The sequence below is a fragment of the Qipengyuania algicida genome (assembly GCF_009828025.1).
Taxonomy (GTDB): Bacteria; Pseudomonadota; Alphaproteobacteria; order Sphingomonadales; family Sphingomonadaceae; genus Qipengyuania; species Qipengyuania algicida.
Window position 1 is genome coordinate 139911 of sequence record NZ_WTYA01000002.1, and the last position, 20473, is coordinate 160383.

Annotated in this window: 24 protein-coding genes; 12 read left to right on the forward strand and 12 right to left on the reverse strand. The window is 61.6% G+C overall.

Annotated elements, in window-relative coordinates; translation table 11 throughout:
- Positions 1 to 64: 64 nt before the first annotated feature.
- Complete coding sequence (locus GRI58_RS03065) at positions 65 to 493, forward strand: OsmC family protein (protein ID WP_160752102.1); 429 nt, start codon at positions 65 to 67, stop codon at positions 491 to 493.
- Between the two features lie 104 nt (positions 494 to 597).
- Positions 598 to 1419, forward strand: a complete 822-nt coding sequence (locus GRI58_RS03070) for a helix-turn-helix transcriptional regulator (RefSeq protein ID WP_160752103.1) — start codon at positions 598 to 600, stop codon at positions 1417 to 1419.
- 73 nt (positions 1420 to 1492) lie between these two features.
- Here the strand turns inward: GRI58_RS03070 and GRI58_RS03075 are convergent, their stop codons facing one another.
- Positions 1493 to 2341, reverse strand: a complete 849-nt coding sequence (locus tag GRI58_RS03075) for a sterol desaturase family protein (protein WP_160752104.1) — start codon at positions 2339 to 2341, stop codon at positions 1493 to 1495.
- A gap of 50 nt (positions 2342 to 2391) precedes the next feature.
- On the opposite strand from GRI58_RS03075, the gene GRI58_RS03080 reads away from it, so the two are divergent.
- Complete coding sequence (locus GRI58_RS03080; RefSeq protein ID WP_160752105.1) at positions 2392 to 3078, forward strand: Crp/Fnr family transcriptional regulator; 687 nt, start codon at positions 2392 to 2394, stop codon at positions 3076 to 3078.
- 3 nt (positions 3079 to 3081) lie between these two features.
- Here the strand turns inward: GRI58_RS03080 and GRI58_RS03085 are convergent, their stop codons facing one another.
- A complete protein-coding gene (locus tag GRI58_RS03085; protein ID WP_160752106.1) occupies positions 3082 to 3720 on the reverse strand; it encodes a YqaA family protein in 639 nt (212 codons plus the stop codon).
- A gap of 241 nt (positions 3721 to 3961) precedes the next feature.
- Here GRI58_RS03085 and GRI58_RS03090 point away from each other — a divergent pair, with 241 nt between their 5' ends.
- The 6 genes from GRI58_RS03090 (at position 3962) to GRI58_RS03115 (ending at position 7393) form a co-directional block, all read left to right on the forward strand.
- The gene (locus tag GRI58_RS03090) at positions 3962 to 4285 is read left to right on the forward strand and encodes a hypothetical protein (protein ID WP_160752107.1); all 324 of its coding nucleotides are present in this window, start codon (positions 3962 to 3964) and stop codon (positions 4283 to 4285) included.
- 87 nt (positions 4286 to 4372) lie between these two features.
- Positions 4373 to 4561 (forward strand): hypothetical protein, encoded by a 189-nt coding sequence (locus tag GRI58_RS03095; RefSeq protein ID WP_237452059.1) that lies wholly within the window; start codon positions 4373 to 4375, stop codon positions 4559 to 4561.
- 25 nt (positions 4562 to 4586) lie between these two features.
- Positions 4587 to 5132, forward strand: coding sequence for a terminase large subunit domain-containing protein (locus GRI58_RS03100; RefSeq protein ID WP_160752109.1), 546 nt, complete (start codon positions 4587 to 4589; stop codon positions 5130 to 5132).
- Complete coding sequence (locus tag GRI58_RS15900) at positions 5101 to 5244, forward strand: DUF2793 domain-containing protein (RefSeq protein WP_160752110.1); 144 nt, start codon at positions 5101 to 5103, stop codon at positions 5242 to 5244. The genes GRI58_RS03100 and GRI58_RS15900 overlap by 32 nt, the downstream gene beginning before the upstream one ends.
- Before the next feature lie 391 nt (positions 5245 to 5635).
- Complete coding sequence (locus GRI58_RS03110) at positions 5636 to 6757, forward strand: OmpA family protein (RefSeq protein WP_160752111.1); 1122 nt, start codon at positions 5636 to 5638, stop codon at positions 6755 to 6757.
- A gap of 162 nt (positions 6758 to 6919) precedes the next feature.
- Positions 6920 to 7393: a superoxide dismutase family protein gene (locus GRI58_RS03115; RefSeq protein WP_237452060.1), complete on the forward strand. Its 474-nt coding sequence runs from the start codon at positions 6920 to 6922 to the stop codon at positions 7391 to 7393.
- A 5-nt stretch (positions 7394 to 7398) separates the two neighbouring features.
- Here the strand turns inward: GRI58_RS03115 and GRI58_RS03120 are convergent, their stop codons facing one another.
- From GRI58_RS03120 to GRI58_RS15770, 7 genes are all read right to left on the reverse strand, one after another.
- Entirely contained in the window at positions 7399 to 8952 is a 1554-nt protein-coding gene (locus tag GRI58_RS03120) for a spinster family MFS transporter (RefSeq protein WP_337190870.1), read from the reverse strand.
- Between the two features lie 31 nt (positions 8953 to 8983).
- Entirely contained in the window at positions 8984 to 9700 is a 717-nt protein-coding gene (gene queC / locus GRI58_RS03125) for a 7-cyano-7-deazaguanine synthase QueC (RefSeq protein WP_160752113.1), read from the reverse strand.
- 38 nt (positions 9701 to 9738) lie between these two features.
- Positions 9739 to 10134 carry a DUF3617 domain-containing protein gene (locus GRI58_RS03130; RefSeq protein WP_160752114.1) on the reverse strand — a complete coding sequence of 132 codons (396 nt, stop codon included), beginning with the start codon at positions 10132 to 10134 and terminating at the stop codon, positions 9739 to 9741.
- 96 nt (positions 10135 to 10230) lie between these two features.
- On the reverse strand, positions 10231 to 11130 hold the full coding sequence (hslO, locus tag GRI58_RS03135; protein WP_160752115.1) for an Hsp33 family molecular chaperone HslO: 900 nt from the start codon (positions 11128 to 11130) through the stop codon (positions 10231 to 10233).
- A gap of 41 nt (positions 11131 to 11171) precedes the next feature.
- Positions 11172 to 12101 (reverse strand): ornithine carbamoyltransferase, encoded by a 930-nt coding sequence (argF, locus tag GRI58_RS03140; RefSeq protein ID WP_160752116.1) that lies wholly within the window; start codon positions 12099 to 12101, stop codon positions 11172 to 11174.
- A gap of 15 nt (positions 12102 to 12116) precedes the next feature.
- Positions 12117 to 13310, reverse strand: a complete 1194-nt coding sequence (locus GRI58_RS03145) for an aspartate aminotransferase family protein (RefSeq protein WP_160752117.1) — start codon at positions 13308 to 13310, stop codon at positions 12117 to 12119.
- Positions 13311 to 13437: 127 nt separating this feature from the next.
- The gene (locus GRI58_RS15770; protein ID WP_160752118.1) at positions 13438 to 14193 is read right to left on the reverse strand and encodes a cold-shock protein; all 756 of its coding nucleotides are present in this window, start codon (positions 14191 to 14193) and stop codon (positions 13438 to 13440) included.
- A 376-nt stretch (positions 14194 to 14569) separates the two neighbouring features.
- Between GRI58_RS15770 and GRI58_RS03155 the strand changes: the two genes are divergently transcribed.
- Genes GRI58_RS03155 through GRI58_RS03165 form a run of 3 tightly spaced genes read left to right on the forward strand, consistent with a single transcriptional unit; the run spans position 14570 to position 17519 of the window.
- A complete protein-coding gene (locus GRI58_RS03155; protein ID WP_160752119.1) occupies positions 14570 to 14968 on the forward strand; it encodes a hypothetical protein in 399 nt (132 codons plus the stop codon).
- Between the two features lie 4 nt (positions 14969 to 14972).
- Positions 14973 to 15908, forward strand: a complete 936-nt coding sequence (locus GRI58_RS03160) for a sterol desaturase family protein (protein WP_160752120.1) — start codon at positions 14973 to 14975, stop codon at positions 15906 to 15908.
- Between the two features lie 27 nt (positions 15909 to 15935).
- Positions 15936 to 17519, forward strand: coding sequence for a GMC family oxidoreductase (locus GRI58_RS03165; protein ID WP_160752121.1), 1584 nt, complete (start codon positions 15936 to 15938; stop codon positions 17517 to 17519).
- 427 nt (positions 17520 to 17946) lie between these two features.
- On the opposite strand, the gene GRI58_RS03170 is transcribed toward GRI58_RS03165, so the two are convergent.
- From GRI58_RS03170 to GRI58_RS03180, 3 genes are all read right to left on the reverse strand, one after another.
- On the reverse strand, positions 17947 to 19269 hold the full coding sequence (locus GRI58_RS03170; RefSeq protein ID WP_160752122.1) for an ammonium transporter: 1323 nt from the start codon (positions 19267 to 19269) through the stop codon (positions 17947 to 17949).
- A gap of 20 nt (positions 19270 to 19289) precedes the next feature.
- Positions 19290 to 19628, reverse strand: coding sequence for a P-II family nitrogen regulator (locus GRI58_RS03175; RefSeq protein ID WP_160752123.1), 339 nt, complete (start codon positions 19626 to 19628; stop codon positions 19290 to 19292).
- A 141-nt stretch (positions 19629 to 19769) separates the two neighbouring features.
- The gene (locus GRI58_RS03180) at positions 19770 to 20468 is read right to left on the reverse strand and encodes an endonuclease/exonuclease/phosphatase family protein (RefSeq protein ID WP_160752124.1); all 699 of its coding nucleotides are present in this window, start codon (positions 20466 to 20468) and stop codon (positions 19770 to 19772) included.
- Between the last annotated feature and the right edge of the window lie 5 nt (positions 20469 to 20473).

The window sequence follows — 20473 nt, forward strand, 5'->3', positions numbered from 1 at the left end:
CACGTCGTGGTGGCGCTGGAACGCTACCAATATTCAGGCGTCATCTTATTGAAGGAGACATGAGATGACCACCAATTCCGCCTCAGCGCGTTATGACGGCATGGGCAAGGAGGGCAAGGGCCATATCGCTACAAAGTCCGGCGCGCTCAATGCTTCCTATGGTTTTGGCACGCGCTTTGAGGGCAAGCCGGGGACCAATCCCGAGGAGCTGATTGCCGCCGCCCATGCCGCCTGCTTCACCATGGCGCTGTCTTTCAAACTTGCCGAGGCGGGGTTTGAGGATGGCACAATCGACACCGAGGCCAAGGTGACACTCGAGAAGCAGGGTGACGGATTCACAGTGACCAAATCCGCTCTGGCAACGAAAGCCGCGGTGCCGAAAATCGACAAGGCGCAATTCGAGGAGCTGGCCGCTGACGCAAAGGCAAACTGCCCGATTTCCAAACTCCTCGATTGTGAAATAACGCTGTTTCCAGAGCTTGTATCCGGCTAACCGGCACCAGCATGCGACGGGCGCAGCTTGTGGCTAACCTGCCTCGTCCATAACCAAAAAAATTGTGATGGACGTCGAGGAAGGTGGGGTGTTGATTGGCACCTATGTCGACGTCCAAGATTTCATCCGGCGCAATTGAGGCTCTGACCGACAAGGAGCTGGAAATCCTCCGGCTTCTCACAAATGGCCATACAGTAAAGTCTATCGCTGCACGCCTCGGGCGATCCGAAACATCCATCAACGAACGCCTGCGCGACGCGCGCCGCAAGACCGGAATCGGCAGCAGTCGGGAACTGGCACGCACCCTCGCCGCCCAGAAAATCTGGGACAAGAAAATCGATCTATCTTCGCACTCTTCCGCGACCGAAATCACTACGCAGCCCGCGGGTGGCGGGCGCAAATGGTCGAAAGGAACGATTGCCATGTTCATTACTCTTCCCATCGCCGCGCTCGGTCTGGCGCTGGCAGCGACATCAATGGATCAAACCGATCAGCCGCAAACCGCGCAGGTGGGTGCAGCCGCGCAATCGCCTCTGGTGGGACAATGGTCGCTGGATACGCAAAGGTTGCCGGCTGGCGGACGACCGCGTCAGGTGACGATCAGTTTTCACCTCTCCACCGACCAGAAATGGACCACTGACGTCGAAATGATCGGTTCGGACGGAACAAGAAGCCACGCCGAATCCACGGCGGCTCTCGATGGCAAAGCGGTGCCGATTTCAGGCAATATGGACTTCATCGATACGGTATCGCTCCGCCAGCCAGCGCCGAACACGCTGGTGATGACCCTCGGCAAGGATGGTAAGTCGGTGTCCACCAGGGTCTACACTGTCTCGCAGGATCGCAAGACGATGAAAGAAACGATCGTCTGGGCTGGAGACAAGATTCCTAAGCTGGAAACCACCTATTTCAACCGGGTGGGTTGACCACCATAGTTACGAGATGGCGATAACAAGCGGGCGGAAGCGCCAGGTTCCGCCCCTCTTTTTGTGGGGTTCACTAGGTAGCCGACGCCACAGTAGCGACCGGCTGTTCGTTCTCAGCCATCGCCCGGTTCTCCGGAAAGACCGGCCATAGCAATTGCTGGCCGAGCGTTGCGGGTGCGAGGTTTTCAACGCCGTAGCTCTGCGGGAACTTTCGGGTGATCTTGGCGGTGCGGAAGATCACGTCCCAGACGAACAGCAGATTGCCGTAATTCCCTTTGTAGTGAACCGCCGGGTCGTCGGCATGGCGACCGTGGTGGGCGTGATGCGTTGCCGGGGTCGAAATGGTCCGCTCGACCACCCACATCAGCGGAGACGTCCAGCGATTGCGATACAGCGGCACATCCCATGGCATATCGGAGTGGGCGCCGATAATCACCGCCAGCTTGACCACGATATATCCGGCGTAAACCCAGCCAAGACCCAGCCAGATCAGCACGCCCGATACCCACAGGCTCGGCATCAGTGCGTAGTAGATGACGTTGTTTCGGTATGTCAGCCGGATGCTCATGTACCGCGCGTTGTGATGCGCCCGGTGAAGGTTGTAGAGCCAGTGGGTCGAATGGCTCGCGCGGTGCCACCAATATTGCAGCATATCGTCAGCAATCAGGAAAAGCACGATCGCGGCAAAAACATTCATGCCCGACAGCACCCCGGCATATTGCGGTGCAATCCAGTTGGCCAGCGCGCCTGAAGCAAACAACACGGTCGGCTGAGTGATGGCCAGCAGGGCGATCATGCTGACCGCTTCGACGATGCCATCGTCGCGGGTCTGCTCCGCTTTTCCGAACAGGTTGGAGCGCCACAGTTCGAGCGCGGCGAAGCCGAAATAGATGGCGGTGATGGCGATGGTCGATGCGGGCATTTTCTCTCTCCCTTGTCGATTTCACGCATAAAGTTTACCGATGCGAAAGAATGTCAAAATTTATACATTCTGATACGATCCATCGTTCGCTGGTTACGCCGATGCTGTTTTCGGCGCTCGAACCCTCGCTTCAGGTCCATCTGACGCGAAACGCCGTCCGGCGCGAATTCAGCGACGGCCAGATGATCCAGCACCATGGCGAAATGGCCGATGGCTTCTGGCTGATCGAGGAAGGCTCCGTCATCGTGGGCCAATTCCTCCCAGACGGGGATTTTCGCGCGGTTGCCGTCCTGGGACCGGGCGATTCCTACGGCGAGCTGGCGATCTTCGCGGGACGTCCACGGATCGTCGACGCGATTTCGCGCGGGGAAAGCCGCCTGCGGCTGATTAAGGGTCGAATCTTCCTCGATGCGCTGGGCAATTACCCGCAATCGATGCGCGCATTGCTGGGCGCGATGTCGGTGCAATTGCAGGAGCTGTTGGCGCTGATCGCCGGACTGCGCCAGGGCACCAACCCGGCGCGGATCGCCGGACTTCTGGCGAATATGGCAGGCGAGGAATCCGGAACCGCCAGCATCGCCGTGACCCAGCAGGAACTCGCCGACCTGCTCGGCGTGACCCGCGCCACCGCGAATGCAGCACTGCGCGAGCTGGAACGGCTAGCCCTGATCAAACGCGGCTACGGAAGCGTGACCATTTCCGACCGCGCCCGTCTGGTCCAGTTCGCGCTGGCCTGAACGTCAGGCGTTCTCCACACTGGTAACGTGGGCGCATTTTTCGCTGGTCGCCTTGTCTCCTCCACCCAAGAAGGTCAGCGCGAGAAAGCCCAGCACCACCGCGGCCACGAAAGCGATCGTCACCAGGCCGAGATATTTGTCGATGAAGCGCTTGATCGATGCCCCGAACACGCGGAACAGCACGCCGACGATCATGAAGCTGATCGAACGGCTGACCAGGCTGGCGAGGATGAACGGGACCAGCGCCATGTGGATGAAGCCTGCGGTGATCGTCAGCAGCTTGAACGGGATCGGCGTCGCGCCTTTCACGATCAAAATCTCGACCCCGTATTCGCGCAGGTAACAGGCCGCCTGCGGGAAACTGGCGCTCAACCCAAGCCAGCGGATCAGATCCTTGCCGATGGTATCGTACAGCCCCCAGCCGATCGCATAGCCGAGCAGGCCGCCCGCGACCGAGGCGAGCGTGGCGATCAATGCGAAGCGGATCGCCTTTTTCGGTTCGGCGAGACACATCAGCCCGAGCAACGGATGCGGCGGCACCGGAAAGAAGCTCGCCTCTACGAAAGCGACCAGCGCCAGCCACCATGTTGCGTGCGGATGCGCCGATTTCTCGATCGTCCAGTCGTAGAGCCTGCGCAGCATGTGCCGTAAAATCCCTCAATCCCTTGCGCTTGCCGATTAGGCGAGCCATGACCTCTTGGCAATCATCTCTGCAATAACCTATTTGGTACTTTTTTATTGACATCGTAACGCTGTTTAGGCACACAAATGGGGCATCGGAAAATTGCGATTCGCCAGCCACGGCGCTGAAGAGGGTCGGCCGGGACGACATGTCCTCGGGCCGCCCTTCGCGTTTTGCAATCTGCGCAATCGGGAGGGACACATGGCATTACCGGAGGGATCGGATCGGCTGGCATGGAAGGACGACTTTATCGCCGGGGTGCACGAATACGGCTCGGTCTACCGCGCCGTTGAGGCAGTCGGCAGTAAGACCGGTGCCGCCTATGGTCGCCGCAGGACCAGCGAACGCTTCAAGCGCGCGTGGGACGAGGCGGTCGCGCAGTTCCGCAAGGCCAATGGCAAGGGCATCCGCAACAGCGTGGCCAAGCCCGCCCCGCGGCAGTGGAAGCGCGCCTTTATCGAAGCCTTGGGCGAAACCTCCAATGTCACGGCCAGCGCGCAGCAGGCCGATGTCTCGCCGCGCTAGGTCTATCGCGCCCGGCGCACCGACGAGGATTTCGCCGCCGATTGGCGTTCAGCACTGTTCGAAGGCTATGCCAATCTGGAAATGGAGGTGCTGTGTTATCTGCGCGATCCGGCACCCGAGCGGAAGATGGATGTCTCTGCCGCTCTGCGCCTGCTGGCAGCGCACAAGGAAACGATCGCCGCCGAACGCGCGACCCGCGCCAATGTGAGCGCGGCGGAGGTTCGCGCCTCGATTGGCCGCAAGGTCGATGCCTTGCGCGAACAATTGCTCGCCTAGCGCGAAAAGCGGCAGAGGGCGGCCAATGGCTAACGGCCCACTGGACTTCCTCGCATGCGGCGAGGAGCGCAAGCAGGACGTCGTCGCCAAGGCCTTCGACCAGCGGGAACGCAATGCCTTTGCGCACACACTTCGCCTTCACGCGCACAAGGGCCAATTGCCGCCCGAGGGCGACTGGCGCTGCTGGATGATCATGGCCGGGCGCGGCTTCGGCAAGACCCGCGCGGGTGCCGAATGGGTGCACAGCGTGGCGGAGGAGGACGATCCCCGCGCGCGGATCGCGCTGGTCGCGGCCAATCTGGGCGAGGCGCGCACCGTGATGGTCGAAGGGGAAAGCGGTCTCATGGCTTGCGCGCCACCGCACTGCCGCCCGATCTACGAACCCTCGCTGCGGCGGGTGCGCTGGCCCAATGGCGCGGAGGCGACGCTGTTCTCAGCCGCCGAGCCTGATAGCTTGCGCGGTCCGCAGCACGGCCACGCTCGTTGGGCAGGCCCAGTAGGAAATTTTCGCAAACGAGGCGCTGGCACGTCTAGACTTGTTGGCGAATCCGGCTGTCGAAGGGGTCGCTAGCGCGCCACCGAACGATCCAGCTGAGGGATCGCTTTACATCGTGGCAGTCGGCGCGACCGGCGAGTGGTCCGGGCGCGACGGCGAACTCGCCGGTTGGGAAGCCGGTGCATAGCTTTATCAAACTCCGTCCATTGGTTGCGCCGTGCACGATCTTTCGACCGGAGCGATAGCAATTTTCGACGGGCAGTGGCGATCCGCACAGGCCCCTGCACTTCCGACCAGAGGCTCGACGATCGATATGGAGGCAGGTAACGCAATCGACACACTCATCGTTCGACTTGGCGATTTGGGCATTTTTTCTGCGGGTTGTCTGGAACCACTAGCCTGAAAGCTGGTTTCGTGGCTGCAGAGGGCAAAGGTTCAGGGCGCTTTCGTGAAATACTGCCAACAAATAGCGGCATTATTGCAACAGTTGCCTATTATTGCCCACTTGCCTCCCCATCGGGGAGTGGTTAGTTATCCACCACTCGGTGGCTTAAATTCGCAATAAAGGGGAATTACTAATGCGGAAACTCGTCATAGGATTGGCGATGGCCTCCACGGCCCTTGCTACTCCGGCCCTCGCCCGCGACAAGTCTTGGTACGTGGGCGTTGAAGGCGGCCCAATGCTGGTCGAAGATGTAAACTTCGACGTGAACAGCGGTGCCGATACTCAAACGCTGAACTTCGATACCGGCTACGATTTCGGTGGCTACGTTGGCTACGACTTCGGGATGTTCCGTCTCGAAGCGGAAGGCAGCTACCGCCGTGCGTCGCTTAGCGACTACACGGTTGGTTCGACCGGCGCCATGTCGAACGCTTACAATGCTCCGGCTGGCACTTACCCGGCTAACGGCTACATGGATTCCCTCAGCTTCATGCTGAACGGTATGCTCGACTTCGGTCCTGACGATGGAATTCAGGGCTTTGTCGGTGGTGGTGTTGGCGTTGCCCGCACTGGCATCGCCGGAGATCTCACCACCGGATATCCAACTGTCGACGACTCCGACAGCGGCTTCGCTTGGCAGGTGCTTGCGGGCGTGCGCGCTCCGCTGACCGACCATATCGATGTTGGCCTGAAGTATCGCATGTTCAACACGCCTAATGCGTCGTTTACCGACGTTTCCGGTCGTACTCTGGAAGCGAACCTGCGGACGCATTCGCTGCTCGGCACTCTGACCTACAACTTTGGTGCGCCGACGCCTCCGCCTCCGCCGCCTCCGCCGCCGCCGCCTCCGCCACCGCCGCCGCCGCCGCCACCTCCTCCGCCGCCTCCGCCGCCTCCGGCTCCGGCTTGTGAATCCGGCCCCTACATCGTGTTCTTCGATTGGGATAAGGCTGACATTACTCCGGAAGCGGCAACGGTGCTCGACAATGCGGTTTCGGCTTATGCCAACTGCGGCAACGCATCGGTCATGCTGGCTGGTTACACCGACCGTTCGGGTACGGTTCAGTACAACCTTGGTCTTGCGGCTCGCCGTAATGCCTCGGTGCGTGCTTACCTCACCTCGCACGGCATTTCCGACAACGTCATTTCGAGCAAGGCCTTCGGCGAAGCGAACCCGCGCGTTCCAACTGCCGACGGTGTTCGCGAACTGCAGAACCGCCGTGTGGAAATCACATACGGTCCGGGTTCGGGCATGTAATTGCCGCAAACTCGTAACAAATGAATCAGGGGCTGGAGCAATCCGGCCCCTTTTTCGTTGGTAACCCAAGCACGATCACATGAAGGGGGACCAACAATGCTCTTTAGGATTGCACCTTTAATCGGCCTTACGTCCGCTCTTGCCCTAAGCGCTTGCGCTCACATGGACCGAGAAGAAGTCACAACGGTTGGAACTGCGCAGTTGCGCTATGGCGATGGAAGCACAGCCGGCAAGGCACAGCTGATCAGGCAGGATCAAGCTTTGGAATTAGCCGTCACGGTCACTGGCATGACTCCAGGGATGCATGGCTTTCATCTGCACAGCGTTGGCAAATGCCTTCCGCCCGATTTCAAAAGCGCTGGAGGCCATCTCAATCCCAATGGCAACACGCACGGCAAGAATTCCACCAACCCCGCGCATCTGGGTGATTTACCCAATCTGGACGTGAGCGACAGCGGCACTGCTTCTACCCAAGTACAGATCGGGGGAAATGCCAGCCGAGATCTTGCCGATGTTTTCGACCAGGACGGCACAGCGATCGTGATCCATGCCGGGGCGGACGACTATCGCTCCGACCCGGCCGGCAACGCCGGTTCGAGAATTGCCTGCGGCGTGTTGCGACCTCTCGATCGTTAGCCTTCCTAGGCCGGTCTCGTCGCTTCGCCCATCGCCTCGCGCGCTCGCTCGTGTACGCTGGCGGCTGCCGCAGGAACGGTACGGTAGGCGTGGAACAGCAGCAGCATGGCAATCGGCGCCACTGCTATCAGCGACAGGACCCCGATACGCATGCTTCCGCTCGTTTGCGAAATCTGCCCGACCATATACGGCCCGAGCGCAAGCCCGACCAAGGTGGTGGCCAGGAAGAACGCTGCCGTCGCCGTCCCCCTCATGCGTGGCAGAACAAGGTCCTGGGTCGTTGCTGCAGCTGCCCCAAGCGCGGTCGCCCCGAACATTCCGGCGAAGAAATTCATCACGTAGAAAACCACGGCACTATCGGTCGTATACCCGATCCAGATCGGCAAAATCGGTCCGACCACGCCAAACATGATGACGAGGATACGTCCCGCCGGAATTCGCGTCCGTAGTCGATCCGACATCCAGCCGCCGATGATGACTCCAAGGAAGCCGGCGATCGCTCCGTTCGCACCGAGGATAAACGCCAGCTGCGCCTTAGGCAATTTCAGCACGACTTCGGCAAATGGTGCCGCCCAGAATGACAACGCATAGGCGGCGAGCGAAACCAGCCCATACCCAAGGGCAGTGGTAATGAACGCCGGTGTTCCCCAGATCAGCTTGAACGTCGCCGGGTCACGTACTCGCAAGGTGGTGGCCCACGAAAATACGGCGTAGTATCCAAAGGCGATCGAGGCCCATTGCGGCAGATTGCCGGTCAGCCCGATCATTACCCATGCCACCAACGCCATTGCCAGACCTACCAATATATTGGTCCCGAGCGCGCCAACTCCCCTGCGACCGGCATGGATCAGGGTAAATGGCGGCAACAAGGTCGACAAATCGACAAAAAATGCCCGCAAGGGATGGGCACGGTCAGACGATGGATCAGGCTCACGCGCAGGTTCGCGCAAGGTCGCGACCCAACCGGCCAACAGCAGCCCAGGAATGCCGACTGCCAAAAAGGCAGCCTGCCAACCGACCAGGCCTGCTGGCCCGCCTCCGGGGAAAGCATCATCCCATGCCTTTGAAATCGATGCCCCAATCAGCAGGGACACGCCACCGCCGAGATAAATGCCAGAGGAATAGATCGCCAAAGCGGTCGCTCGCTTGCGCGCAGGGAAATAGTCGGAGATAAGGGAATAGGCCGTCGGGCTTGCGGTTGCCTCGCCAACACCCACTCCCATGCGGGCTAGAGAAAGCGTGGCAAAATTTTTCGCCAGCCCGGAAAAGGCGGTCATGGCGGACCAGAGCGAAAGCCCGATGGTTAGCAGGCGGATACGTCGCCAATTGTCCGCCAAACGTCCAAGCGGAACGCCAAACAACGCATAGAACGTCGCAAAGGCCGCACCGCCGAGAAAGCCGAGCTGGCTGTCATTGAGGCCAAGATCGCGCTGGATATCAACCGCCAGAATACTGACGATCTGCCGGTCGATGAAATTGAAAATATAGACGACAACGAGGACAACCAGAACGTACCAGCTATAGGCAGGTACTTTGTCGTCATCGCCCGCATTTTCCACGGGCGGTTGCGCTTGCGTCTCAGAAATAGCCCTACTCCCTCACATCCGGCGGATCGGCAGCATAGCGTGTGCTATCGACCACTCCGGCCTCTTCGAACCCTTTTCGCCGCAAGCGACAGGAATCGCAAGCGCCACAAGCGCTCCCGTCGGCCATCGGATCGTAGCAGGACCAGCTCCAGGCCGGATCGAGCCCCAGCCGCTCGCATTCGCGCGCAATATCAGCCTTGGTCATATGCTGCAGCGGCGTGTGCACGGTGAACGGCCGTCCCCCCACCCCTTGGCGCGTGCCGAGCCGTGCGGTTTCAGCAAAGCTGGCGATAAATTCAGGGCGGCAATCCGGGTAGCCCGAATAGTCGAGCGAGTTTACCCCGATGAAGATATCGCTGGAATCGGCAGTCTCGGCGAAAGCGGTTGTCAGCGAGAGAAAAACAAGATTGCGCGCCGGGACGTAGGTGACAGGAATATCATCGCCGACACCGCTTTTCGGTACCGGGATATCTGCAGTCAGCGCCGAACCGCCGAAGGCTCGCAAATCGAGCGGCAGGACCACATGGCGCTCGACCCCCAGTCGCTCGGCAATCTCAAGCGCGGAATCGATCTCGCGTTTGTGACGCTGGCCATAGTCTATCGTCAGCCCGTGCAGCGTAAATCCGGCTTCTTTGGCCAGAGCAGCGGACACCATCGAATCGAGACCACCTGAAAGCAGCACGACCGCTTTCGGTCCGGACAAAGTGAAATTCTCGGTCATGGCCCGCAGCTAGGCGAGCAATCCCACCGCGGCAAGTATCAGCGGCAGCTCCCGGTCCGCCGTGCCTCAGCGCTGAACTGGAACGGGCGACCATTGACGATACCCTGGCTTTCGATCTGCACCAGACGTTCCGTTTCCTTGCGGATGCTCGTGCGTCCGAAACCGTTCCCGTGGCACGCATATTGAACGGTCACCGCATCGGCCGAGTCTTCGATAACGATCCTTTTGCAATCGCTACCCAGATGGCGCAGCTGCAACAGCTGGCCTCCGTTCTTGACGCATAGGCGGCTGATCGCACCGCTATCGCGATCGTGAATCTGCCACAGCCCGGGCTCCAGCTTGCCAAGCATCGCCAGCGTACCGCCCTGCGACCAGGCCGGCACGGTTGCGAACGCGGCAACGACGGCAAGCCCCATCAGGGCAAGTTTACGCATAGCCGTGACTCCTTCCATCGCTCGGATTGACAATCGCCCAAGGCCCTTCCCAAAACGGCGGCCACACTGACAATATAATACGAGTGCCGGTGCTTTCTAGGCCGCGATAGCAAACAGGCGCGAGCAGAAGGCGCAATCGACGACGATTTCGCCCTCGTCATTGCGCATGTCTTGGCGGTCTTCCTCGGGAAAGCGGGCCAGCACTTTCTTGTAATGGTCGACCGAGCAGCGACAACCGCGCCGCAAGATCGGTCCGGTAAAGACCCGCACGTCCTGTTCCTCGTGGAACAGCCGCCAGGTGATCCCTTCAAGCGAAAGGGAGGGATCGAGCAATTCTTCGTGCTTGAGCGATCCGGCGAGAATCGCAACATGCTCCCATTCAGGATGGTCGAAGCGCGTGTGCAGGCGCTCCCGGCCTTCTTCGCCTTCGGGCAAATGCTGGACCAGCAGCCCGGCTGCCCGGCAGTTGTCACCAGCGGTCGAGATCGCAACGCGGATCAGCGTCGGGACCTGTTCCGACTGGAAGAAATAGGACTGGCACGCCTCCGCAAGGCTCGCCCCCTCGAGCGGGACAATCCCCTGATAGCGCCCACGATCGTCGGCGACGTCGAAAGTCAGCGCGAGATAGCCTTCTCCGAACAGGCTCGTAAGCGAAGGGTTGGCACCAAGCGCCGCCAACGCTTCCTCATCGAACTGGGCATAGCCGCGCAGCTCTCCGCCGCGATTGTCGCATACCAGCAGTCGCACCGGCCCCGCCTGGGTCTGCGCCTGCATCGTGACCTGCGAACCATCATCCTTGAGCAGCGAGCCGACCAGGGCGGTCAGTACCAGTGCTTCGGCGAGTAAATGCGTAATCGGCGCCGGATAGTCATGCGCTTTCAGGATTTCATCCAGCACATCGTCGAGCCGGACCGCACGTCCGCGCGCGTGATGCTGTGGCAGGGTGAAACCGAGCACCCGCCCCGAAAATGTCTCTGTCGTGTCGTTATCGCTCATGGCGCGCGATATGGGGGGCAAACCCTGACTTGGTAAGAGGGTTACAGGCGACCCAGCGCCCAAAGCAGGACCGATTTCTGCGCATGGATGCGGTTTTCCGCCTCGTCGAACACGATCGACTGCGGTCCTTCGAAGACCTCTTGCGAGACTTCCTCATCGACATGCGCCGGCAGGCAGTGGAGAAATTTCGCGTCCGGCGCGGCTAGCTCCATCAATCTCGAATCGACCTGGTAAGGTGCCATTGCGGCGAGCTTGTTGTGCGTGTGCTCCTGCCCCATCGAAACCCAAGTATCGGTTACGAGCACATCGGCGCCATCCGCCGCTTCGACGGCATCTTGGGTCAACGTCACCTTCGATCCGGCAGCGCGTGCCAGCTCGACGAATTCTGTCTCTGGCTCATAGCCTTGCGGCGTCGCAACGCGGACATTGAACTTCATCAGAGCGGCCGCTTCGAGCATCGAGTGCAGCACATTGTTGCCATCGCCGAACCACGCCAGCTCAAGCCCAGGCAGCGGCTTGCCATGCTCGACCAGCGTCAGCAGGTCGGCGACGATCTGGCACGGGTGCGAGCGGTCGGTCAGCCCGTTGATCACCGGAACGCTGGCATAACGCGCCAGCTCTTCCGCCTTGGCATGATTGTCGGTGCGGATCATGATGCAATCGACCATCCGGCTGAGCACGCGGGCGGTGTCGGCAATGCTTTCGCCGCGGCCGAGTTGCGAAGTCGACGAATCGAGGATCAGCGCGCTGCCGCCGAGCTGGCGCATGGCGATGTCGAAGCTGACGCGCGTGCGGGTGGAGGCCTTTTCGAAGATCATCGCCAGCACATGGCCAGCGAGCGGAGCGTCGGCGTCTACCTTGCCCTTGGGCCAGTCTAAACGCGCGCCCTTACGGTTGATCGCATCGTTGATCATCGCCGCAATGGCATCCCCGCCCGCATCGGACAGATCGAGGAAATCGCGCTTTTCCACCGCCGGACCCTCCTGTCAGCCGCTGGTATCGGGACTGTAGCTCGCCGCACCAGCGGAAAGCTTGTCGAAGAACTCATCGAATTCGGCATCGCCCGCGACCAAGGGCGGCAACACACGCAAGGTCTGATCGCCCGCTGCCACGGTCAGCAACTGATGGTTGTCGCGCAGGTGGGCGAAGAACGGACGGCTTTCGACCTTCATCCTGATTCCCAGCATCAGCCCCTTGCCGCGCACGAGATCGAACAGCTCGGGATAATTGCCGATGAACTGTTCGAGACGGCTGCGCAGACGCTCGCCCTTCTCGGTCACTTCGGCGAGGAATTCGTCATTGGCGACCGCGTCGAGCACCGCCATCCCGGCGGCCATCGCCAACGGGTTTCCGCCATAGGTCGAACCATGCGTGCCGAAGCCCATCCCCCGCGCGGCCTTTTCGGTGGCGAGGCAAGCGCCCAGCGGGAAGCCGCCCCCGATGCCCTTGGCAGTTGCCATCACATCGGGCTCGACGCCGTAATGTTCATAGGCATAAAGCTTGCCTGTGCGCGCCATGCCGCATTGCACTTCGTCGAACACCAGCATCAGATCGTTCTCGTCAGCAAGCTGGCGCAGGCCGGAAATGAACTCCTGGCTTGCAGGGCGGATGCCGCCTTCACCCTGGATCGGCTCGACCAGGAAGCCCGCGGTTTTCGGCCCCATCTGAGCCTTGGCGCTCTCCAGATCGTCGAACTCGGCGTAACGGAAACCTTCGAGCAGCGGCATGAAGCCCTTGTGCATCTTCTCCTGATTGGAGGCACTGATGGTCGCCATGGTGCGACCGTGAAAGGCGTTCTTGAAGGTGATGAGCTCTGTGCGCTGGGGATCGCCGCCCTCATGCTGGTGATAGGCGCGTGCGGTCTTGATCGCGCATTCGACCGCCTCGGCGCCCGAATTGGTGAAGAACACCGTGTCAGCGAAGGTCTTGTCGACCAGCCTCTGCGCCAGCGCTTCCCCCTGCGGACTGCCGTAGAGGTTGGAGACGTGCATCAGCTTCGCCGCCTGCTGCTGGATCGCATTGATCAGCCCCTCGTGCGAGTGGCCCAGCAGATTGACCGCGATACCGCTGGCGAAATCGAGATAGCGAGTGCTGTCCTCGTCGATCAGATGGCAATGGTCGCCCTCGACCGGGCGTACGCCGCAACGGGGATAGACGGGCATCAGGGGGGTAATCGACATAGGGCCTCCGGCAGGAACGGAATCGGGAAACGCAAATGGCGGCCTCGCACGGAAGCCGCCACTCGCCAATATCAACGCGGTCTATGCCTTGCGACCTTCCGGGTCAAACCCGGATGGCCTGGCACCCTTATTCCGAAGCCGGAACCAGGTTCACCGCGGAATATTTCCCTCGTCGGTCGACCTCGAGGTCGAACTCGTAACGCTCGCCTTCGTTGATCCCGGCAAGCCCAGACCGCTCGACCGCACTGATGTGCACGAACGCGTCGGGTTGTCCATCGTCACGCGTGAGGAAACCGAAACCCTTGGTGGAGTTGAAGAACTTCACCGTGCCGGTCGCCTTGTCGCCGGTCAGCTCACGCTGCGGAGCCGCAGGGCGCTGGGCCGGTTCGATCACATCGCCGACGATCTGGAGATCCTGCGCAGACACCTTGCCGCCGCGATCGACCAGATTGAATTCAAGCTCCTGACCTTCGGCCAGACCTTCGAGCCCGGCGCGTTCGACCGCGCTGATGTGAACGAACACATCTTCGCCGCCGCTATCCTGCTGGATGAAGCCGAAGCCTTTCTGGCCGTTGAAAAACTTGACCGTGCCCTTGCCGGTGCCGACGACCTGTGCGGGCATGCGGTTGAAACCGCCGCCACCACCACCACCGCCGCCGCCGCGATTGCCACCGCCGCGGAAACCACCGCCGCCGCCGCCATCGCGATCGCCGCCGAAGCCGCCACCGCCGCCGCGCCGGTCATCGAACCGACCGCCGCCGCCGCCGCCAAAATCGCCTTGAGGTGCAAATCCTCCGGGGGTTCCACCGAAGGGATCGAAATTGTCTTCGCCAAATCCGTCGCGTTTGTCCCGTCCCCGACGGCGGCCTCTATCGTAACCCATAATCGTGCAACAACCTTGTCGCGCAGCCCCGCTTCACGTTTCGCGCCGGATCGTGGGCCGCATAGCGAACCCGGCGCGCGGGGAAGTCCTCAGAAACGCCCCCCATCTTCATCCTTTATAGCGCAATTTGCGACACAAGCGAATGAATTACCGCAAATCCCATGATTCCGGTAAAAATGTGGCGTTTGCGACGCGCTTTATAACATTTGTCTACCCTCGTGAGGGCCTTGCGCAACCCTGTCAGGCCAGAAAATCGAATCACCGCAGGGAAATTCGCACGAATCGGACCGGTCGAAAATCGGCAGGTCGACGATTTTGCCTCATGCCTCTCGCAGCTTCTCGACCTGACCGGGCCGGTGTGGCAAATGGCGTGGCGATGAACCAGCTGATCCAGATCATCGGCTCGCTTGCTGCCATACTGGCGCTCGCCTGGATCGCCGCCAGGCTGAAGTTAGGGGGCGACCGGCGCATCGTCGACGAGGCCGAGGCCGGCAGGCTGGCCGACGAGGCGGTGAGCGGCTTTACCGCCAGCGATATCGCGATCGATCGCGATCGTACCGCCGCATTGATGCGCGATGCGCAGGGCCGAGTCCTGCTGCTGCGGCGCCACGGCGCCCATTTCGCCGGTCGTGTGCTGGATCCGGGTGCCGAGATTGCCCTGTCCGGGAATCGAGTCGAACTCGTCCCGGCGGATCGCCGCTTCGGACCAGCGACTCTGAACTTCGACAATCGGCCGCCGGAATGGGTCGTGCGCCTGACGACGGGAGGCAACTGACCCCATGGCATCGTTCAATCCGGTCGATTACGCGGTCCCCGCCTTCGTGGCGCTGGTGATGATCGAAATGATCTGGGCATGGAAGGCGCGGCCCGAAGCCTATGAGGCGAAGGACACGCTGGTTTCGCTCGCCTTTGGCCTCGGCAGCACCATTGCCGGGCTTGCTTTCGGAGGCTTCATCGTCGCCCTGTCGCTGTGGCTCTATTCCTTCCACCTCATCGACATCGGTTGGCAATGGTGGATCTGGCCGATCTGCTTCGTGCTCGACGACCTCGCCTATTACTGGTTCCACCGCACGGCCCACCGCGTACGCTGGTTCTGGGCGAGCCACGTCAACCACCATTCGAGCCAGCATTACAATCTCTCGACCGCGCTCCGGCAGACCTGGACCGGCTTCTTCGCGATCAGCTTCATTTTCCGCCTGCCGCTGGTTCTGGTCGGGTTTCACCCGGCGATGCTGGCGATCTGCGCGGGCTTCAACCTGATCTACCAGTTCTGGATCCACACCGAGGCAATCGGCAGGATGCCGCGCTGGTTCGAAGCGGTGATGAACACGCCCAGCCACCACCGGGTCCACCACGCCACCAACCCGCGCTATCTCGATCGCAACTATGCCGGCGTGTTCATCGTGTGGGACCGACTGTTCGGCACCTTCGAACCGGAATCCGACGACGAACGCATCCGCTATGGCATCGTCAAGCAACTAGGCAGCTTCAACCTGCTGTGGGCGGTGTTCCATGAATGGGTCGGCATCGCGCAGGACGTTTGGCGCGCGCCCTGGCGGCACAAGCTGTCCTATCTTCTGCGCGAGCCGGGATGGAGCCATGACGGCAGCCGCGAGACCAGCGACATGATCCGCGCGCGCTGGCTCGAGCGGCATCCCGAGAACAAACCAGTTTCATCCAAGAACGCAATTGCGGAGCGTGGCAAGGCGGCTTAACCTCTCGTCCGAGAGAGAGGATAAGCCATGGATGAGTTCGACGTTATCGTAATTGGTGGCGGCAGCGCTGGCAGCGCCGTCGCCGGACGGCTGGCCAAGTCGGGCAAGAGTGTCTGCCTGCTCGAAGCGGGCCCGCGCAATAACACCATGCTGGTGAAAACGCCGGGCTTCATGCCATTCCTGCGCAACGCGTCGAACTATCGTTACGAGACCGTCCCGCAAAAAGGGCTCAACGGTCGCACAGGCTATCAGCCGCGTGGGCGCGGCCTCGGCGGATCGTCGGCGATCAATGCTATGATCTATATCCGCGGCAACCGCTGGGACTACGACAATTGGGCGGATTTGGGCTGCACCGGTTGGGGCTATGACGATGTGCTGCCCTATTTCCGCCAGGCGGAGCACAATGTGCGCGGGGCCGATGCGTTTCACGGCGATTCCGGGCCGCTGTGGGTGTCGGACCAGAAATGGCCCAACCCGGGCAGTCTCGCCTTTGTCGAGGCGGCAGCCCAGATGCAATTGCCGCGCAACGCCGATTTCAACGGCGCCAATCAGGCAGGCTTCGGCATGTATCAGGTGACGCAGAAGGACGGCGAACGCTGGTCTGCGGCGCGTGCCTATGTCGAGCCTTTGCGTGGCAATCGCAATCTCGACGTGCGCATCGGCGTGACGGTGCAGCATATCGATTTCGAGGATCAGCGCGCCTGCGGAGTCACTTATTCGGTCGGTTCGAAACGCCGTCAGGTGAAGGCGCGCGGCGGGGTGGTGCTTTCGGCGGGAGCGTTCAATTCGCCGCAGGTGCTGATGCTTTCCGGTATTGGCCCGGCAAGCCATCTGACGCAGCACGGTATCCCGGTGCTGCGCGAAAGCAATGCGGTCGGGTCGGACCTGCAGGACCATATCGACTATGTCTCAAGCTGGGAGACCGAGAGCCACGATTTCATCGGCGACAGCTTCGAAGGCACATCCAAAATGATCAAGGCGATCATCGAGCATCGCCGCCGCCGGACCGGGCCGATGACCACGCCCTATGCCGAGGCGGGTGGGTTCTGGACCGTGATGCCTGATTCGCCCGCGCCGGACATTCAATGGCATTTCGTTCCCGCCATGCTGGAAGATCACGGGCGCACGCGGGTGAAGGGGCACGGCTTCTCGCTCCACGCCTGCGTCCTGCGCCCCGAAAGCCGGGGCACGGTGCGGCTTGCGAGCCAGGACGCGAGCGACGCGCCGCTGATCGATCCCAATTTCCTCGATTCGGATCAGGATATGGCGACGCTGCGCGCAGGGGTGCGCCTGTCGCATCGCATCGCCAGCGCACCGCCGCTCGTAGTTTATCAGCCGCAGGACCGCTATCCGATCAATCTCGACGACGATGCGCAGCTCGACGAACTGATCCGCAACCGCGCCGATACGGTCTATCACCCGGTCGGCACCTGCCGGATGGGTGCGGATGAGGACAGCGTGGTCGATCCCAAGCTGAAGGCCCGCGGAGTCGAGAACCTGTGGGTGGCCGACGCCAGCATCATGCCGCGCCTCGTCAGCGGGAACACCAATGCACCCAGCATCATGATCGGCGAACGCTGCGCGGAGTTTGTGCAGAGTCATTTGCAATAGCCTCAGGCGCCGGCGGGGCCATCCGGCCCCTTGGCTATCCTCGCTCCCTCCGGTCGCTGCGGGCGCGCGGTCGCGCTTGCGGGCTGCTGGTCGCAGCCCGAGCCATTCCCGGCCACTAATGTCTGGCGAAATTTCGGTTTGCGACAGCGAACCGCAAGGCCGACCGGCCGCCCGCAGGTGCCCTAAAGCGCAGCGGAGGGATTAGCACCGAGGACGAACGCGCGGAGGCGCTTTCGAAAAACAAAAAAAGGGGCCGGAGCGCTTGCGCGGCTCCGGCCCTCGATAGGCTAATGTTCGCAGGAGGAACATGGTTTGGCGGGTCCGGAGTAGGAGAGGAGAGAGATCCCCGGTCCCGCCAATTCGGTAAACTCTTGTTTGGCCGGTGCCGCGCAAGGAAGCCCCCCGGCATCCTGCGCGGCACCTTGCCTCAGTTGTAGGCGCGCTCGCCGTGCTCGCCGATGTCGAGACCTTCCTGCTCGACTTCCGGGCTCACCCGCAGTCCGGTGAGGAGCTTGGCGATATAGATCGCAATGATCGTGCCGACGGTTGCGATAACGATCGTCGCCAGCACGGTCTGGATCTGGATCCACACCTGCGCCCCCATGGCGGTCGATCCGTCGCCCGGTCCGCCGAAGATCGGCTGGTAGACGATGCCGGTGCCGATCGCCCCGATCATGCCGCCGATCCCGTGGATGCCGAAAGCGTCGAGCGAGTCGTCATAGCCAAGCGCGGGCTTGAGCTTGCTGACCGCGAAATAGCACACGACCGAAGCGACCGCGCCAAGGATGATCGCACCGAACGGGCCGGAGTTGCCCGCAGCAGGCGTAACCGCGACGAGACCCGCGATTACACCCGAGGCGAAACCAAGCGCCGAACCCTTGTGGCCCATCACGCGCTCCGTCAGCATCCAGAACAGGCCAGCCGAAGCGGTGGCGACGAAGGTGTTGATCATCGCAAGCCCTGCCGAACCGTCGGCCTCCAGAGCCGAACCGGCGTTGAATCCGAACCAGCCCACCCAGAGCAGACCGGCACCAACCATGGTCAGCGTAAGGCTGTGCGGCGGCATCGGCTCACTCGGATAGCCCTTGCGCTTGCCGAGAATGAGCGCGGCGACCAGTGCCGAAACACCGGCGTTGATGTGCACGACCGTACCACCTGCGAAATCGAGCGCGCCGAGCTTGAGGAAGTGACCATTGCCCGCCCACACCATGTGCGCGATCGGGAAATAGACGATGGTCAGCCAGACGGTTGCGAACACCATGACCGCGGAGAATTTCATCCGCTCGACCACCGATCCCAGCACCAGCGCCACGGTGATCGCGGCAAAGGTCATCTGGAAACAGATGAAGACATATTCGCTGATGACCTCGTCGGTGAAGGTCGCTGCGGTCGATGCCGGCGTGACGCCATGCAGGAACGCCTTGCCGAAGCCGGAGATGAAGCCGTTACCGCCATCGCCGAAGGCCATGGTGTAGCCCCACATCACCCAGATCAGCATCGCGAGGCACGCGACCGCGCCGATCTGCGTCATGGTCGAAAGCATGTTCTTCGAGCGGGTCAGGCCGCCGTAGAACAGTGCGAGACCCGGCAGGATCATCATCAGCACCAGCAGCGTGGAGGTCATCATCCAGGCGTTGTTGCCCGGATTGGGGACCGGCGCTGCCTTGGTGGCGGCTTCCTGCGCGAAGGCAGCGGCGGAAAAGCTCAGAACGGAAAGTCCGGCGCCGAGGCGCGCGAAGTGTCGAAGCATGGCGGTTTCCCTCATCTTGATCATAGCGCGTCCTCCCCGGATTCACCGGTGCGGATCCGGGTGGCGGTGGCGAGATCGAACACGAAGATCTTGCCGTCGCCGATCGAGCCGGTGTTGGCGGTTTCGGTAATCGCTTCGACCACTTGGGTGGCGATCGCATCGGCGACAGCCACCTCGATCTTCACCTTCGGCAGCATGTTGGTTGAATATTCGGCACCGCGGTAGATTTCGGTCTGGCCCTTTTGCCGACCGAACCCCTTGACCTCCGATACGGTCATGCCTGCAACGCCCACGCCAGCGAGAGCTTCACGCACCTCGTCGAGCTTGAACGGCTTTATGACGGCGATGATATATTTCACGCTGGCCATACCCCCTGTCTGCTACCGGCCAAGTCCGGCAGAGAGCTTGCAGCAAACAGCGTGCCAAAACGCGCTCAGGCGTAATTTCATATCCCGGCAGCAGCCAGAGCAGACACAAAAGATTAATAAATGGTCAATTGCCTATTTATCAGGCAATGTCAGCGATGCGCTGATGGGCAAATGGTCGGAAGCGACCGCCGCCAGCGCCGTGCGGTGCACGTCAGCCTTCCCATTGCGCCACTGTTTCGATGCGACGATCCGGTCGAGCCGGGCAATCGGGCGGCGGCTGGGGAAGCTCGCGCCCGGAGCAATCATCTGCCAGCCTTTTCCGAATTCGCGCATCGCACCGCTCGCATGGCCCCATTGATTGAAGTCGCCCATGATGACGGTCGGCACGTCCCGGGTCCGCGCGAGATAGGCAAGCAGGCTCCTGATCTGGTCGCGGCGACGCAGGCCCGACAGGTCGAGATGCGTGCCGATCACGCGGAACGGTACGCCTTCATGGACGATTTCGCCGCAGGCCGCTCCGCGCGGTTCGAGCGTGGGCAGTTCCAGCGCCTCGCCATGCACCACATCCATGTGTCGCCTGACGAGCAGTGCGTTGCCATGCCAGCCGATGCTGCGTGGCCGCCGCGCGACCGGCACGACGCGCCAAGGGCTGTCATCCAGCAGGCCGCGCGAAAGCACGCTGGCGCGTTCACCGAACCGTTCGTCCGCTTCCTGCAGGGCGATCACATCGGCGTCGATCTCGCGCAACACCGCCATGATCCGTTCCGGATCGCGCCGCCGGTCGGTGCCGACGCCCTTGTGGATGTTGTAGCTGGCGAAAGTGAGTTGCACGCTGC